Source organism: Microbulbifer maximicatervae (SeqCode), assembly GCF_052467225.1.
In genome coordinates, this window is the sequence record NZ_CP174303.1 from 4156125 (window position 1) to 4170612 (window position 14488).

The 14488-nt window shown below is 45.7% G+C and carries 16 protein-coding genes; 6 read left to right on the forward strand and 10 right to left on the reverse strand.

Going from position 1 to position 14488, the window contains the following annotated elements:
- Window positions 1-157: 157 nt before the first annotated feature.
- Genes ACJJIZ_RS17840 through ACJJIZ_RS17850 form a run of 3 tightly spaced genes read right to left on the reverse strand, consistent with a single transcriptional unit; the run spans window position 158 to window position 2147 of the window.
- On the reverse strand, window positions 158-1102 hold the full coding sequence (locus ACJJIZ_RS17840; protein WP_444914332.1) for an esterase-like activity of phytase family protein: 945 nt from the start codon (window positions 1100-1102) through the stop codon (window positions 158-160).
- 11 nt (window positions 1103-1113) lie between these two features.
- Entirely contained in the window at window positions 1114-1596 is a 483-nt protein-coding gene (locus ACJJIZ_RS17845) for a YajQ family cyclic di-GMP-binding protein (protein WP_108733959.1), read from the reverse strand.
- A gap of 14 nt (window positions 1597-1610) precedes the next feature.
- Window positions 1611-2147, reverse strand: coding sequence for a YaeQ family protein (locus ACJJIZ_RS17850; RefSeq protein WP_282931942.1), 537 nt, complete (start codon window positions 2145-2147; stop codon window positions 1611-1613).
- A gap of 86 nt (window positions 2148-2233) precedes the next feature.
- On the opposite strand from ACJJIZ_RS17850, the gene ACJJIZ_RS17855 reads away from it, so the two are divergent.
- The 6 genes from ACJJIZ_RS17855 to ACJJIZ_RS17880 all read left to right on the forward strand — a co-directional run bounded on the left by ACJJIZ_RS17855 (window position 2234) and on the right by ACJJIZ_RS17880 (window position 8301).
- Window positions 2234-3094: a LemA family protein gene (locus ACJJIZ_RS17855; protein WP_444914333.1), complete on the forward strand. Its 861-nt coding sequence runs from the start codon at window positions 2234-2236 to the stop codon at window positions 3092-3094.
- Window positions 3095-3136: 42 nt separating this feature from the next.
- On the forward strand, window positions 3137-3883 hold the full coding sequence (locus ACJJIZ_RS17860; RefSeq protein ID WP_444914334.1) for a TPM domain-containing protein: 747 nt from the start codon (window positions 3137-3139) through the stop codon (window positions 3881-3883).
- Entirely contained in the window at window positions 3883-4494 is a 612-nt protein-coding gene (locus ACJJIZ_RS17865; protein WP_444911226.1) for a TPM domain-containing protein, read from the forward strand. The genes ACJJIZ_RS17860 and ACJJIZ_RS17865 overlap by 1 nt, the downstream gene beginning before the upstream one ends.
- Window positions 4495-4645: 151 nt before the next feature.
- A complete protein-coding gene (locus tag ACJJIZ_RS17870; RefSeq protein ID WP_444914335.1) occupies window positions 4646-5131 on the forward strand; it encodes a hypothetical protein in 486 nt (161 codons plus the stop codon).
- 115 nt (window positions 5132-5246) lie between these two features.
- The gene (locus ACJJIZ_RS17875; RefSeq protein ID WP_444914336.1) at window positions 5247-6974 is read left to right on the forward strand and encodes a hypothetical protein; all 1728 of its coding nucleotides are present in this window, start codon (window positions 5247-5249) and stop codon (window positions 6972-6974) included.
- Window positions 6975-7002: 28 nt separating this feature from the next.
- Entirely contained in the window at window positions 7003-8301 is a 1299-nt protein-coding gene (locus ACJJIZ_RS17880; protein WP_444914337.1) for a HupE/UreJ family protein, read from the forward strand.
- 302 nt (window positions 8302-8603) lie between these two features.
- Here ACJJIZ_RS17880 and ACJJIZ_RS17885 read toward each other — a convergent pair whose 3' ends face one another.
- From ACJJIZ_RS17885 to ACJJIZ_RS17915, 7 genes are all read right to left on the reverse strand, one after another.
- Window positions 8604-9005 (reverse strand): GFA family protein, encoded by a 402-nt coding sequence (locus tag ACJJIZ_RS17885; protein WP_413662774.1) that lies wholly within the window; start codon window positions 9003-9005, stop codon window positions 8604-8606.
- Window positions 9006-9081: 76 nt separating this feature from the next.
- A complete protein-coding gene (locus ACJJIZ_RS17890) occupies window positions 9082-9519 on the reverse strand; it encodes a hypothetical protein (RefSeq protein WP_444914338.1) in 438 nt (145 codons plus the stop codon).
- A gap of 587 nt (window positions 9520-10106) precedes the next feature.
- The gene (locus ACJJIZ_RS17895) at window positions 10107-10268 is read right to left on the reverse strand and encodes a hypothetical protein (RefSeq protein WP_444914339.1); all 162 of its coding nucleotides are present in this window, start codon (window positions 10266-10268) and stop codon (window positions 10107-10109) included.
- 293 nt (window positions 10269-10561) lie between these two features.
- The gene (locus ACJJIZ_RS17900; protein WP_444914340.1) at window positions 10562-11218 is read right to left on the reverse strand and encodes a TolB-like translocation protein; all 657 of its coding nucleotides are present in this window, start codon (window positions 11216-11218) and stop codon (window positions 10562-10564) included.
- Window positions 11219-12025: 807 nt separating this feature from the next.
- Window positions 12026-12598 carry an NAD(P)H-dependent oxidoreductase gene (locus tag ACJJIZ_RS17905; protein WP_444914341.1) on the reverse strand — a complete coding sequence of 191 codons (573 nt, stop codon included), beginning with the start codon at window positions 12596-12598 and terminating at the stop codon, window positions 12026-12028.
- 36 nt (window positions 12599-12634) lie between these two features.
- Window positions 12635-13012: a MerR family transcriptional regulator gene (locus ACJJIZ_RS17910; RefSeq protein WP_444914342.1), complete on the reverse strand. Its 378-nt coding sequence runs from the start codon at window positions 13010-13012 to the stop codon at window positions 12635-12637.
- Window positions 13013-13322: 310 nt separating this feature from the next.
- Window positions 13323-14461, reverse strand: a protein-coding gene (locus ACJJIZ_RS17915) for an IS3 family transposase (RefSeq protein WP_444914343.1) whose coding sequence is annotated in 2 segments (ribosomal slippage) — window positions 13323-14212 and window positions 14212-14461 — 1140 coding nt in all. Because the reading frame shifts where the segments join, the coding sequence is not laid out codon by codon here.
- Window positions 14462-14488: the final 27 nt, after the last annotated feature.

Genomic DNA, 14488 nt, shown 5'->3' on the forward strand with positions numbered 1-14488 from the left:
TATTGGTACACAGCATAGTTACCCCAATTGCTCTAAACAATTTTAGCGCTAGTGACTAGAAGATATTTTAAAAATGGAGGGAATTGTTGAACGGGAGAGAACTAAAGGGATGGGATTAGCGCCGACTCCCGGAAAGTACGGCGCCAGACAGAGTCAATTATTGCTGCCTACTGGCCTCATCTGGCATTGCCAGATGCAACAACAGCGCGCGCTTGTCGTCAGGCGCCAGGGCACGGCCGACATTATTGTTGTCGAGGATAACGAAAATACCCTGCTCTCCGACTGCCAGCCCCTCGCCCTTTCCATAGCGGGTTTCTTCATAAACCCGCTCGGGAGATTCTTCAAGGGCGCGATAATCCAGGCACCACTCGGCTTCCAGGCTAGGAAGTGCCCTGCGGCACACGGCGTGGGCGTTGCGCTCCAAGGTAAAGAGTGCGCCGTCGTGGTAATCCAATCCCGCCAAGTCCTCTGAACGGCCAGCAAAGTCCAGGCCATCTACTTGAGGCAGAGTCAGTGTGCTGGCCTCGCCATCTGCATTAAGCCTCAACAAACCACGGGGTTCGCGCTCCATGGCCACCCAGAAAGTATCGTCGGCTTTCACCAACCCCTCGCTGGAAGCATTGGTCTTCTTTAGAAACCCCTGGGACCTGGCTAATGCCGACCAGCTATGCTCCTGCCAGCGTGCATTTCCCTCGATATCTACGATGGCAATTCGGTTGTAATGCTCACTGACCAGATAGACCTGGCCATCGCTACAGGTAACACCTTCAAAGTCCAGATCTCCTGCCGGGCGGAACAACTCCTTGAAGCCTTCCCAAGCGCTGACAGGCTCATCCTGCTCCGGTATCCCAAGGCCGCTTAAGCGAAGATGTGATACCAGGTCGGCACTGCCATCGCTAAATTCAAGCGTGTAGATCTCTTCAGAATTCTTATCGGAGACTGCCAGCAGACTTCCAGAACAGAAACTTAAGCCGGAAATATCCAGGCCTGCACTACTATCAACCCAATAGCTGGCCAGCAACCTAGCCGGGGTAATTTCTGCGGCTATCGCCAATGGCGACAACAGCACGGATAGAACACTGAAGAGAGTACGCTTGATCACTGCAAAACCAATTAATCGCGGAAGTTATTAAACTGCAATGGCTGTTCCAGCTCTTTACCGCGTAACAAGGCGATCACCTGCTGCAAGTCATCGCGCTTCTTGCCAGTAACACGCACCTGCTCACCCTGAATGGCAGCCTGCACCTTGAGCTTTTCATCTTTGATCAGCTTAACAATCTTTTTTGACAGTTCTTTGTCAAGGCCATTTTTCAGGGTCACGTCCAATTTGACCTGCTTGCCGGATTGCTCTTTATCACCTACATCCATCGCCAGTGGATCGATATCGCATTTGATCAGTGCGCCGCGCAGCATATCCACCATCTGGTCTACCTGCATGTCCACTTCAGCGCGAACTACCAGGGAGAACTCACTCATCTCCACTTCCGCATCCACACCTTTAAAGTCAAAGCGGTTGGTAATAGTACGATTCACCTGATCCACAGCGTTGGTGAGTTGATGCTTATCCACTTCAGATACAATGTCAAAAGAAGGCATTAAGTTGTCTGCTCCTATTTCCAGGTTTCCGGAGTAATCTCCGCGTTGTTGTCACTATCAGCCAGCCAGATATGGCCATCCTGAATGGTTGCACTCAGGTCCATATTGCGCTCAGCCATAGCCGCCAATTGCTCAGTGGCATCAGCGGCTAAATGGTAGACGGTAAGGTTATCAAAGCGCTCCAATTGGCTGGCCTGTTTCTGCCACCAGATTGGTGCTGCACGGCGCCCGTAACTGTATACGATAACGCGCTTCGAGCGGTTGCAGGCTTTGCGAATTCGTTCCTCAGTGGGAAGCCCCACTTCAATCCAGAGATCGATTTCCCCGCTCAAGTTCTTTTGCCACAGATCCGCTTCCTCATCGGAGGACAATCCCCGGGTAAACTCGAGCGTTTCCGCCGCATTGTGTGCAAAAGCCAGTAGGCGCACCATCATACGCTCATCTGTTTCCGAGGGATGTCGCGCCAAAGTGAGCGGATGTTCGGCGTAATAATCCCTGTCCATATCGGATATCTGGACTTTGGCCTTAAATATTGTTGCTTTTAACGCCATTTTGGCTCCATGGTGATGCCTTCTCCAGCGCCGGGAGTCAGGCGGACTATTCTTGATGGGTTCACGTGAGAATAAGGATATTCCGCATGACCTCTGCGCTCCCCAGCGGCTGGCCCTTTTGGCAGAGCTCACTGCTACTGCTGCTGGCAACCACCCTCAGCGGCTGTGGTGTCAACAATATCCCAACCTATGACGAGCAGGTTAAAGCCACCTGGGCCCAGGTTCAAAACCAATACCAGCGCCGTGCCGATCTGGTTCCCAATCTGGTGCAAACCGTAAAAGCTTACGCATCCCACGAACGGGAAACCCTACAAGCCGTCACTGAGGCCAGGGCCAAAGTCAGCTCTCTCCAGGTTGACGGCAACCTTCTCAATGACCCAGCCAAGCTGCAACAGTTCGAAGCAGCACAAGGCCAGTTAACCAGCGCGCTATCGCGCCTTATGTTGGTGGTAGAGCGATACCCCGACCTCAAAGCCAACCAGAACTTCCTCACACTGCAATCTCAGTTAGAGGGCACCGAAAACCGCATCAGTGTCGCGCGCCGGGATTATATCCAGGCTGTAGAGCGCTACAACCGCGAGATTCGCACTTTTCCAGGAAGAATCTGGCATGCCGTGCTCTACAGGGATATGCCGCTTCGAGAAACTTTCGAAGCCACCAGTGAAGATGCCGACAAGGCACCTGAGGTTAAGGAGTCTCTGAATAACTCCATGATACCTCTGGCATGCAGAGCGGTTCACAATCAAGGCGCGGCTTCGCAGGAATGTCTAGACCTTTCAAGAAGTCGCAACGCGGAGTGTGAATCGCTCTGCAAGCCCCGAAGGGCGGGCCTTGAAGGCCACAACTGCTGCGTTGCAGCTCTTGCAAAGGGCTACGGCCATTCGCGGCGAGCTGCGCCTAACATCTGCAGCCTTCAAGACCCGCAGAGGCATTACGGAGTTATTTAGAGGCTCCTCAACTTCCAATAGACAGGCGCCATCGACCCCAAAATGAACCGCCCCAGTCTTGCCATAACCATCCTGATCGCTCTGGTCTGTGCCTTAGCAGCCTGGGCCGATGTACAGTTTCCAGCGCTTTCCGGCCGGGTAGTAGATCAGGGAGAGTTATTAAAGGCCGATGAGAGATACCAACTTACTGAGTTAATACAGCAGTATGAGCGCGACAGCGACAATCAGCTGGTTGTAGCCACCATCCCCGAGCTTCAGGGCATCACTATAGAGGAGTATGCCAACCAACTGGCACGCAAGTGGAAACTAGGAAAAAAAGACAAAGACAATGGAGTGCTTTTCCTGATTGCGCCCAATGATAGAAAGGTCCGTATCGAAGTAGGCTACGGCCTGGAAGGAGCCCTAACCGATGCACTGGCGGCAAATATTATCCAAACCAAAGTACTGCCAGAGTTTCGCAATGGCAATTTTAGCGGCGGAATCAATGCAGGGGTTCGATCAATTATCGCCGCGACGAAAAATGAATATGTCGCTGAACCCGTAGAAACCAAAGAGGGGCGTCGAATTGCTGTACTGGTCGGCCTGTTCCTTCTGCTGGTCATGCTACACCTCTTCGGCAGTGCCGCACTGGGTTCACCTGCACAGAGCCGCATTTTTAAGCGGGGGCGCTACGGCGGCTACTATGGTGGAGGTGGATTTGGCGGAGGTCTATCCGGCGGCAGCTCTGGGGGCGGGTTTAGCGGGGGCGGCGGAGGTTTTGGCGGAGGGGGCGCATCGGGAGGATGGTAATGCTCACCAATACTTATCAACGCCAGGTAGCAGAGGCAATCAAGGAAGTAGAGTCCCGCACCGACGCTGAAGTCATGGCTGTGGTCGCCAAGGAAGCCGACAACTACCTTTATATCTCTACTCTATGGGCCGCATTCCTAACACTGTTAGTCTCCCCTCTGATCGAATTCCTGCCGTTCTGGATCAACCTCCAACAGGCGGTGACGCTTCAGTGGATTTTATTTATTGTCCTGGCAGTAATATTCCGCTGGCGCCCCATCACCATGCGCCTGGTACCAAAGAAAATAAAATTCTGGCGAGCTTCAAATTTAGCCCGCAGGCAATTTCTGGAGCAGGATTTACACGCAACCAAGGACCGACTCGGGCTACTGATATTTGTTTCAGAAGCCGAACACTATGTAGAAATACTGGCCGACAGAGGCATTGCCCAACACATCACCAATGACAACTGGCAGAGAGTAGTTGAAAATTTTGTGCAACAAATCAAGCGGGGAAAAGCTGGAGAGGCATTACTGGCATGTATTGAGCAATGCGGAGATCTACTTCACGAAGCGATACCCACCAGCACCATTAAAGATGAACTGCCGAATCATCTAGTCGTCATCAATTAAATCCCCGTATCCCCCAAAACTGGCAACACCAACTTATTCAAGTTTCAAAACGAAACTCCACGCCATACCAACCTACCCTCATATTGTGACTTGAATCATCAACTAAGCTGCCTAAAGGCATAAAACCCATAAGTAAACTCTGTACAAGAAGATGATTCCGACTAAACCCCTATTGCAGCGTTTCAGTATTACTCTTCTGTTACTGGCATCCGGATTCAGTGATGCTCTCTGGTCTCAAGAACTACAAAAGAAAAATACGACTTCGGCAATCGGGGACGCTTACTTGCCCGGCACTCGTATAGCCTCCCCTCGCCAAAAGCAAGCCACCACCTACTTCCTGCCAGCATTGAGTAACAGCGACAAATTAACTTTTCATGTCGAGCATTTGCTCAGCAACCACATTGGCGATCTCGACGCCCTCAGAATGGAATGGGTCATCAGTAACCGGCAAGTGAAATTTCCGACCTGGGACCCCAGCAGTACAAAGGCGGAGTCCGAAAAGTTACCAGCTGCCCCTACTGAGGTTGTATTCATACCTACCATTTATGGCGGAAAAGTAATTTATAAAAAGCTGATTGAGAAAATCTACGGGGAAGTCAATGCAGCCTTCGGTACTAATCTTGAAGCACCAGACTAAATTAATCCCCCTTCAAAAATGAATAAGGTGCAACTGATAAACTCTGCTCAAACAACACATGACTCCCAAATCGAAATTTTATTTATCATTCAACAAAATACTTATCAGCCTGGCCTTGATATTATTCATCTGTGCATTATCAACAACCAGCAAGGCTGATTTCATCAGTTTAAGTGGCGCTGAGACCGCCAACAATATTGCGGAGATCGACATACAAAAAAATATCCTAAACATTAGATTCGAGATATCAGCAAGCGATGCCAAACTATTTTGGCCAGGAATTGAAGATACACCAGACATTTATCGACTGGCCCAATCAGCAAAAACCCAGCAATCTTTCGATTTTCAAGTACTCTCTGAAAATAAGAACATTAAGCCCAAAGTCATCTCAATTCGAGTAGCCCAGAGGAAACCTAGAATTTCCCCTTTTGCTGGGCAAACCGATCCCCGCACCGGCATAAAAATGCCGGATTTCCCAGCAGATAAAAAGGTTCTTTTAACTCAGCTGAAATATCCAATCGGTGGACTTTCAGACCTGCAACTAAAACCACCCATGGGTAGTGATGAGCTGGCATCCGTGACAATTGGCTTTACCAGTCGCCACGGGCAAACACCTATCAGCGGCTTTCACTACCTATCCCAACCTGAACCACTCATTATCGACTGGAAAGACCCATGGAATACACATTTTAAGAACACTGATATTAGTCGGCATAATCGCTACCCTCTAATGTCTTTCCTCTACGTAGAGCCCCGCCAGATACGCCATGAGGTACTCGTGCGCACCAAGGACTTACTGGAGTGGACTAATCACCCTTTTGATGCCTGGCAACCATTAACACCAGAAAGTAAGGCCTTCCTGCACCACACAGTACGCAGCTATCTAAATAATAAAAATCCAACTTCTATTGATCAGTCGCCCTCACAGCCGAATAGCATTGAAACTGTTTTTCTCCGCGCAAATAACAGCGGGTACTCACAGATTTCAGAGAATGACACTATTGAAATGGGCTCAGTGATGATTGGCTACCGGGAAAAATTTTCCATCGATGCACTGCCCCAGAGTGTTACCGTAGACTGGAATCTATTCACCGATACGATCAACTCCGTTCCCACCCTAATTCAGGACCCCACAGGCCCATTCCCCACCCATGTAATTCCCTCATTTCCTGATATTCAGTGGCACAACTACCTATACGATTACCGACCTCCAAATAGCGATCCACTTGCAATAGAAACCCCCAGCCTGGCGATCCCTATGGCAATCCTATTTTCATTTCTTATTATTACGATAATTTTATTGACGCTATCCACAAAACACTCACTTATAGGCCGCAAGGGTTCAACTACTCTCTATACCGCCATAATAATCTCAGCTGTCGCTTTGTACCTCAATCTTCCAGAAGAATACCGGGTAAACCTTCCAGGAACCGCTAAAAAACGAGACTTGGGTCAAGTAACAGAACAGCTACTGTTAAAAGTTGCAGCCGCATTTAAAGAGCCTCTACCGATCAATCTGGAATTAAAGCTAAAAAACCTGATTACCAAGGAAGGATTCGAAAGTACCTATTCAAATCTGGCACAAATTTATCGCCCCCAAACAACGAGTGGTGGCTTGGGATCAATCAGTGCTATTACAAATCTTAAAGTCGAGTACTCCAGCCAAATTAACCTGAATGGCAACAAAGGATTCCGGTTAATTACAAGTTGGCAGGCGGTAGTAGAGGACCGAAGCTGGGGACACTTTGAACAAAGACCGCAAGAGACCCGGGCCAATATCGCAATTATCCAGTCTGATAACCACTGGAAAATCGCTGGATTTACGCCCCTATCCGTACGGTAAGAACAAAAATAGAGAAATAGTTTGAGCCATGAAAAACAGCACACTCAAGTTGCCCGCAATGATCGCTCTATACCTCCTCATATCCAGCCTCAGCGGGCAAGCACAAGCGCACTTTCTTCTTAACTTCAATGTACGGATTTTCCATATAGAGCACACAGCCAGTGGTGCCAACCTATATATGAGAGTGCCTATGCCCTATTTACTGGCAGATAAAACAAAAAAGGGTCGCGACCCCTATACTGGCAAACTCCCACAACCCGCGCCCTATACCAAAAACTCATTGGATCAAGGCGGATTGGTCCATTATGTGGATTTTCAGCAGCTGGAGCTAGCGCCTCTAGGACTCGGTAATATTGCAGAGAGAGCCACTCTTCTCCGCAATACTGACAAGCAGATAAAAGGCGATGTAAAAGCCGTGCGCCTGTATCGGATAGGAAATGAACCAGGTTTTGCAACGCTGGAGGAGGCACAGCAGGCATTTTTGCACCAATACTTACCTGAAGACACCAATCAAAGGTTGTATGTGGGTGACACCTTGGTTGATATTCAGATCTTCTACCCTCTGGAAGCTCCCCTTGGAGAATACCAACTATCCAGCTCTCTTAACCCCGGCCTCCCCAACCAGGAAGACACCGCCAACCTGGTACTGGATTACAACCCAGGTAAGACCCAGGTCATTCGCTCACGCGGTCTTATGCAAAAGCCACTACTGATTACCCACTCCTCAATAGACGCTATGAAGACTTTTCTGGCGGAGGGCATCGCCCATATCCTAAAGGGGTTGGACCACGTGTTGTTTGTACTCTGCCTAAGCCTCGGTGCACTCAGCCTACCCCTACTCTTGTGGCGCGCTACCGGCTTTACCATCGGTCACAGTATCACCCTCTCAGCCGGATTCTTTGGCTTTGTTCCCACAGTCAGCTGGTTCGTACCTATGGTAGAAACCGGTATCGCCCTATCCATAATCTATATGGCCTGGATATCACTACACAGGGAAGACACTAAGATCACAGGCAGCGAAAGTACAATTTTTATCGGCACCTGCATGCTCGGCCTACTCCACGGCCTGGGTTTTTCATTTGTATTACATGAAATACTCCAAGTTGACTCCCCGAATATCTGGCAAAGCCTCTTGGCCTTCAACCTGGGGGTAGAAGTCGGGCAAGTACTCATAATTCTTGCCATATGGCCCCTTGCCTATTTAGCCAGGCTGTGGAAAAAGGAATGGGAAATCCGGATACGTTATTCTGTTGCTGGACTCTGCAGCGCAATTGCTTTTATTTGGACATTAGATAGAGGATATGAGCTTGTTTCGGCAATTTCCTGAACAGAAGAATGAGTTTCCTCTCTGGCTATTACACCCGAGATACTAAAAAGGGAGAAGGAAATAATACACTGCTCTCGAGACCCTATGAGGCATGGATGCCGATTAGGAGCTTACAGGGATGTATTCACAGCGTGTCTCGAGTGCGGTGTATTCTTTCCTTACACCCCAGTAGTAATACACCTAAAAATGCCTTGTATTCTCAAGATCCAGAGACAAAACTCACTCCAAAATTAATCTCCCTGTCACTACACACGTAATAATGAGTAAAATATAAAGCGCAATAAACCAGAACGTTAAATAAATTAAGACCCAAACCCCTTGGGATGCTGCTTCCCGGCGTCACCTATTACTTCCCAAGAGGCCTTTGAGTCAACCCATAAATGATGAACCACTTTTAGATTCTCGTTACCATCCACCAAACTTCCTGCAGGAATGTAAGTATTTAAAGAATCATTCTCTCCGGGCAGAGTAGAACCGCAAGTAGCGCAAAAATTTGTATGCCAATCATGCCCGGGCTTAGACCAATACTTAAGGTTCTCCTTACCTTTAACCCAACTAAACTTCTCGGTAGGCACAATAGCTACAGTAATAGCGCCACTCCCTGTGGAACGACGGCAGATTGAACAGTGGCACATATATAAATCTGTGAGGGATTCTTGTATCTCATAAGCTATCTCTCCACAATTGCATTCACCTTTAGTCAAAAAGACACTCCTTTATTATTAATATAAAGTCTCGAAAACTGAGATATCTACATCACCTTTTATAATTTCTACACTACTAAAGCAATATAATTTGGCTGTAGAAATAAGCTGATAACTCGTCCTTTTTAAATAAGGCATAGCCACTCCTAGATACATGACTTTGATCATCAGTGAAACGTCGGAGTACATCTCCCTCCTCATACAACAACCACATACACTCTATTTCAGGACCCAAACCTGCTGGATTTTTAAGATAGTCAATTAAAATTGGTAAGTAATGCTCATCTGGGCCACTTAGCTTATAGTCCCAATTTGCAACTTTTGTAATTTCTTTAGCGTATTGAATAAGGTTTTCTTGAGCAACATCTTTTAAATTAGACTCCTCATGGAATTGAATATTTGAAAAACCCCCAAAATATTCATTGCTAATTTCAGAATTTGTACAGTTTTCAACTTCAGCTGCATTGATACCTAAGCAGATCATAAAGCAGCACACAAAAAGGATAGTTTTCATAATAATTTCACAGTTTATTTTTATAAAAGTTATGCCATATCCAAAAGTATAAAATCAAGCAAGAGTAAATAGTTACTTCCTGCAGAATTAACCTTACAAGTTGTGTTTATCGATATAGCCAATTGCGAACTTCCAGAAGCCCATACCCCAACATTCCAAGAAAGATTACCCAAAACAAGGAGATTCCCTTTTCAAGAACTGAGAACATTGGCAGGACTGGATTATAATATACAGTTCGCATTCGCCCTATCATTGAGGGAGAGCCTATTTTCATCCAGGCTCCACTATATGACGATTTACCTACCGTATATTTGTATCTAAATAAAACAAAGTTTGTATTCCCTCCATTATTCTTCGCATAAGAACCAAACCTTCCGACCGGATCAGTATACCCATTTTGATATAGTGTAATCTCCTTTATATTGAAGTATACAGGCTTTACTTCCACATAAAACACAGAAACTAAACCTAAAATAAATAGGCAACCTGAAGCTGTAAGGAGAACACGACTAAAATACTTAAGGAATCCATTCATACATTTTAAATCAACTCAAGTAATACAAGACAATCTCTATCATTGATAAATTTTAACCGACCATGGGGCCCCAATCTACTAACACTGAACGATCTCCCGGACTAACTTTAACTCCGGCACTAGCTATCTGTTCTACAACAAATGTCTCAGGCTGAACATCGGTTCCAAATAGAGAAATGACTATCTGAAAGCCCAGGTTTTTTGTGGCGTGCATATTTATTGCGTATTCTAGTTGCACAAACCTCAATCTAACCTGATTTCTATCAACATTGTTTCAAGTTTTCGGTAGTTTGTGGCTAATAGAGGCTAACACATAAAGGTGAACGCTCACATACTTGGTGTGGCGCTCACCTTCTTACTTGGTGAAAGGATTCTATACAACTTAACAGGTTGCTGCGGGATCAACCGGGGCTTCATGTATCGTGAAGACCGGAAATATCAAAAAAGAATTTAAATTTAGCAACATGATGATAGATACAGAGAACTAGGCGTAGCTTAGTGTAAATTTTATTTAGGCCTAAGGGCCTCAATAAACTCCGCATCTACCCACATTATTTCAAAATTCGGCGGGGTACAACGCCGACAGTAAAAAAGGTATTTCCCATCAGGTGTTACATATCCACCACCATCTTCCCCTTCTGTATTTATATTATCACCGAAGTTAATAGCCTCACCCCATGAGCCATCTTGTTGGCGAAAGCTTATGTACATATCGCTATCACCATATCCACCCTCTCTTTCACTATCCCAGATAATGTAGGACTCATCAGGGGCAATAAACGGGTGAGCAGTCCACTTACCTGTATTTATCTGTTTTCCAAAAGGTTTTGGCACTTCACGCTTACCATCTAACAGACGCGAATAGCGAAGAATACCATCTCCATTTGAACCTACTTCATCAAATACAAAGGTTCCATTTGCAGAAGCCGTAAGGCGCATGATACGAAAGTCTTCAAATAGTGGCCCCAGGCTTTTAGGTTCTGACCAACCATTGTCAGTGCGCTCTCTATATCGATTTCTAGAATACATTGTTTGACCATCAGGTGAGATAGAGCCACCCCAGGCCACTTCCGATTCATACCAACGATTACCCTCAAGCTTGAATGCAACTTTCGAAGACTTGCCACTTTGGTGATATCTTCTTGTAACGTAGTACTCTTTCATATCAGGCGTGAAGTAACCACCCCAATCCCGATACTCTTTCGAGGGACTAGGGGGCGAATAACTTTGGAGTTAACCCAGGAGGTTCCTGTCCAAGATAGGGTCCTTCAAGAACTGTAAGTGTATCCTGACTATAACTGTTAACACTCAGGGTTAACAGTGAGAGTAGAACCATTGAAATACAAAGGTGCCTCATGACATATCCTTGCTTAAACATGAAGTAATAAGCAACCAATGTATCTATTCAGGCTTTATAACACCTGACGTCCATATGAATTTTGCCTGATTCTTGTGAGAAAAGGTGTGATCCGCCAACTATTTGTATGAAATATACTCAAAAGTGGCTCTGCACCGAGGGTTCGAACCTCCCTTTTGTCTTCCATTTATACTGACCTTGCGGCTCATCTCGTATTGCCAATCCGCCCCCCAATTACAGAGAGAGTTATCGGGACACGACAATCTTGAACCTACATAAATACACCTCAGATATTCACCTATTCGACGTAAGTTAATCTACAAGTTTGTCCAGAAGAAATAGATGAAGGTGGGAACTGTAGAGTAACGAATACTATTTTCTATTCTCAACCGTATGATCAATCTTCATTCTGGGGGATGAAGATTGAGCGATACTATAGCAACAATTACTACTGCACTTTCACAAGATAGATATCAATAAGGAGTGTGCAGCTCAATTAAATACTATATTTGATACACACTTCCTTATATATTTACCTGTTAAAGTTTAGATATCCTCAAGTATATTGATTGTCTTTAGGTGGCTCCAATTAAAATAGATCGATTTATTCTAAGTTATAGACAGTTAACACCAAGTTCTTTAACCGTTTTCAACCAGGAGTCCTGTTGATTCTTATCAGACATAATCATTGAACCAAATAAACTAACCTCTGCTTTCGAGAAGCCGCAATATTGAAGAGTAAATCGATCAAGCTGCTCTAATACTGGCTTTGCTTGTTCTTCTAAATATTCTGTAGGGGCATCCATTGTCAAAATTATTCTTGATGTTTTGCCTTTAAGAAGCTGTATCGGTTCTGCACTACCACTCTCAAATTTAAAGGTAATTCCGGGAAGAAAAGATCGATCAATCAAGCCTTTGAGCTTTCCAGGCAATCCGCCCCACCAAATAGGCGACACCACAACAATATGCTGTGCCCATTTAAGAGCCTCTTGAAATTCAGATAGACAATCCTCCAATACTTGATAATCATCGTACCCAAACTCTAAATTCGAATTGAAGTCCATTTCCGACAGGTTATATCGCCGAACATTAGCCTGTCTCTTTGCTTCAGACTCATAGACATCGCTCAACTGCTTAACAAAACTGTTCTTCTTTGGATTGCCATTTAAAAGTAGGATATTTTTCATCTCGTCATACTATTGCTTAAAGACATGATGAAAAGTCTACCGTCTCCCCTTAAGGGGAGAGTCAAGACTTTTATGGCAGGAATCTATAGAAGCAATACACTGATCAACCTTTTCAGCTTTATTAGAAAGTGATTCCAATTCAGCCTCAATTTTCCTTTTTACTTTCTTCAGAAAAACGCTGATTCGAGCCCAATCAACCTCTCCATTATGGTACTGAATAACATCCTTCAACTCAGCCAAAGTCACCCCAAGTACTTTGGCTTCTGAGATCAAAGTAAGAATTTCAACATCTTCTGCCGTATAGACTCTATATCTGCCCTGCCTTTTAGGAACGGCAATGAGGCCTTTTTCCTCATAAAATCTTATCGCTTTTACAGTGAGATTCGTTCTTCTTGACACCTCTCCTATAAACATACAGACCTCCTACCTATGCTCAATTTCCCGTTGAGATTACAGCCTATGAAAAATATTCATCACATGAAAGGAGCCTTCCATGAGTTTGGGACCTTCGCAGCTCTTACGGGTACCTAGTAGAACCCCATAAGAGCCGGGACTCACTTCTTACATTCTCATGCTTTCGGCACAAACATTACGTTGAAGAACGTAAATACGCAATACCGCAAATTAAGAAGACAAGGCCCTCTAATTTCCTGTAATAAATTCAGACGGGGAACCTAACTACGTAAATAAACTATGTTGTGGTCAACTCCAACCGGACACTTCTTTAAGCACATTTCTCAAATTCGATAGGGGCTAGGTCTCCCAGTGTTGTATGTATTCTTCGTGAGTTGTAATAAGCAATATAGGCTCTTACATCTGCTACCGCATCCTCCCTTGTCGGATATAGGTTTCCCGTTACCCACTCCCGCTTCAGGCTGCTGAAGAAACGTTCAGTCGCTGCGTTGTCCCAACAATTTCCCTTACGGCTCATTGAACACACCATCCCATGCTGACTCAATAACGTTTGGTAGGTATGGCTGGCATACTGACTGCCACGATCAGAGTGATGCAGGAGACCTTTTGGGGGCGAACGCAAATTGACAGCCATCATCAACGCACGAGTTACCAGGGCCGTTTCCATCTTCCGATCTAGATGCCAACCAATAATCCGGCGCGAATAGAGATCAATCACTACCGCCAAGTACAACCAGCCCTGCGAAGTCCAAATATATGTAATATCAGTCGTCCAAACTTGATTTTTAGCACTCGGTGAGAACTCCCTATTCAGAAGGTTCTCTGCGACCGGCAGGTGATGTTTACTGTCTGTCGTCAGTGTAAATCGCTTCTTACGCTTTACTGCCAAGCCTAGCTTTTTCATGAGCTTGCGGACTCGATAGCGCCCGACTTCAAAGCCTTCTTTACGTAACAGCTTCATTAACCGACGACTTCCCAGGCTCTGTCTAGATTCTGCAAATAGGGCCTTCAAACGATGGCATAGTTGCCATGTTTGAGCATCTATTGAGCTATTACCACGGCAACACCAATCGTAATAACCAGTTTTACTTACTTGCATTACCCGGCAGAGCACCCTAACAGGAAAGCTGCCTTGCTGTTTTTCAATAAAGCTGTACTTTATTTCATTTCTTTCGCAAAGAAGGCGCTGGCCTTTTTTAGGATTTCTTTCTCCATCCGCAACTGCTTATTTTCACATCGTAATCGCTCTAACTCTGCGCGCTCACCTACATCCAACCTCACACCGTCTTCTTCCTGCTTCAGTTCCTTTATCCAGCGTCGCAGGTTATTGGCTGTTGTTCCTACAGCCTCTGCTGCTTTAGAAATTGAATACCCTTGCACAGAGACTAGCGCTACAGCGTCTTTCTTAAATTCCGGCTTGAAATGCCGACGTGTACCTTTTGTTGTCATACTTCACCTCGCTTGGTAGTTTTACCA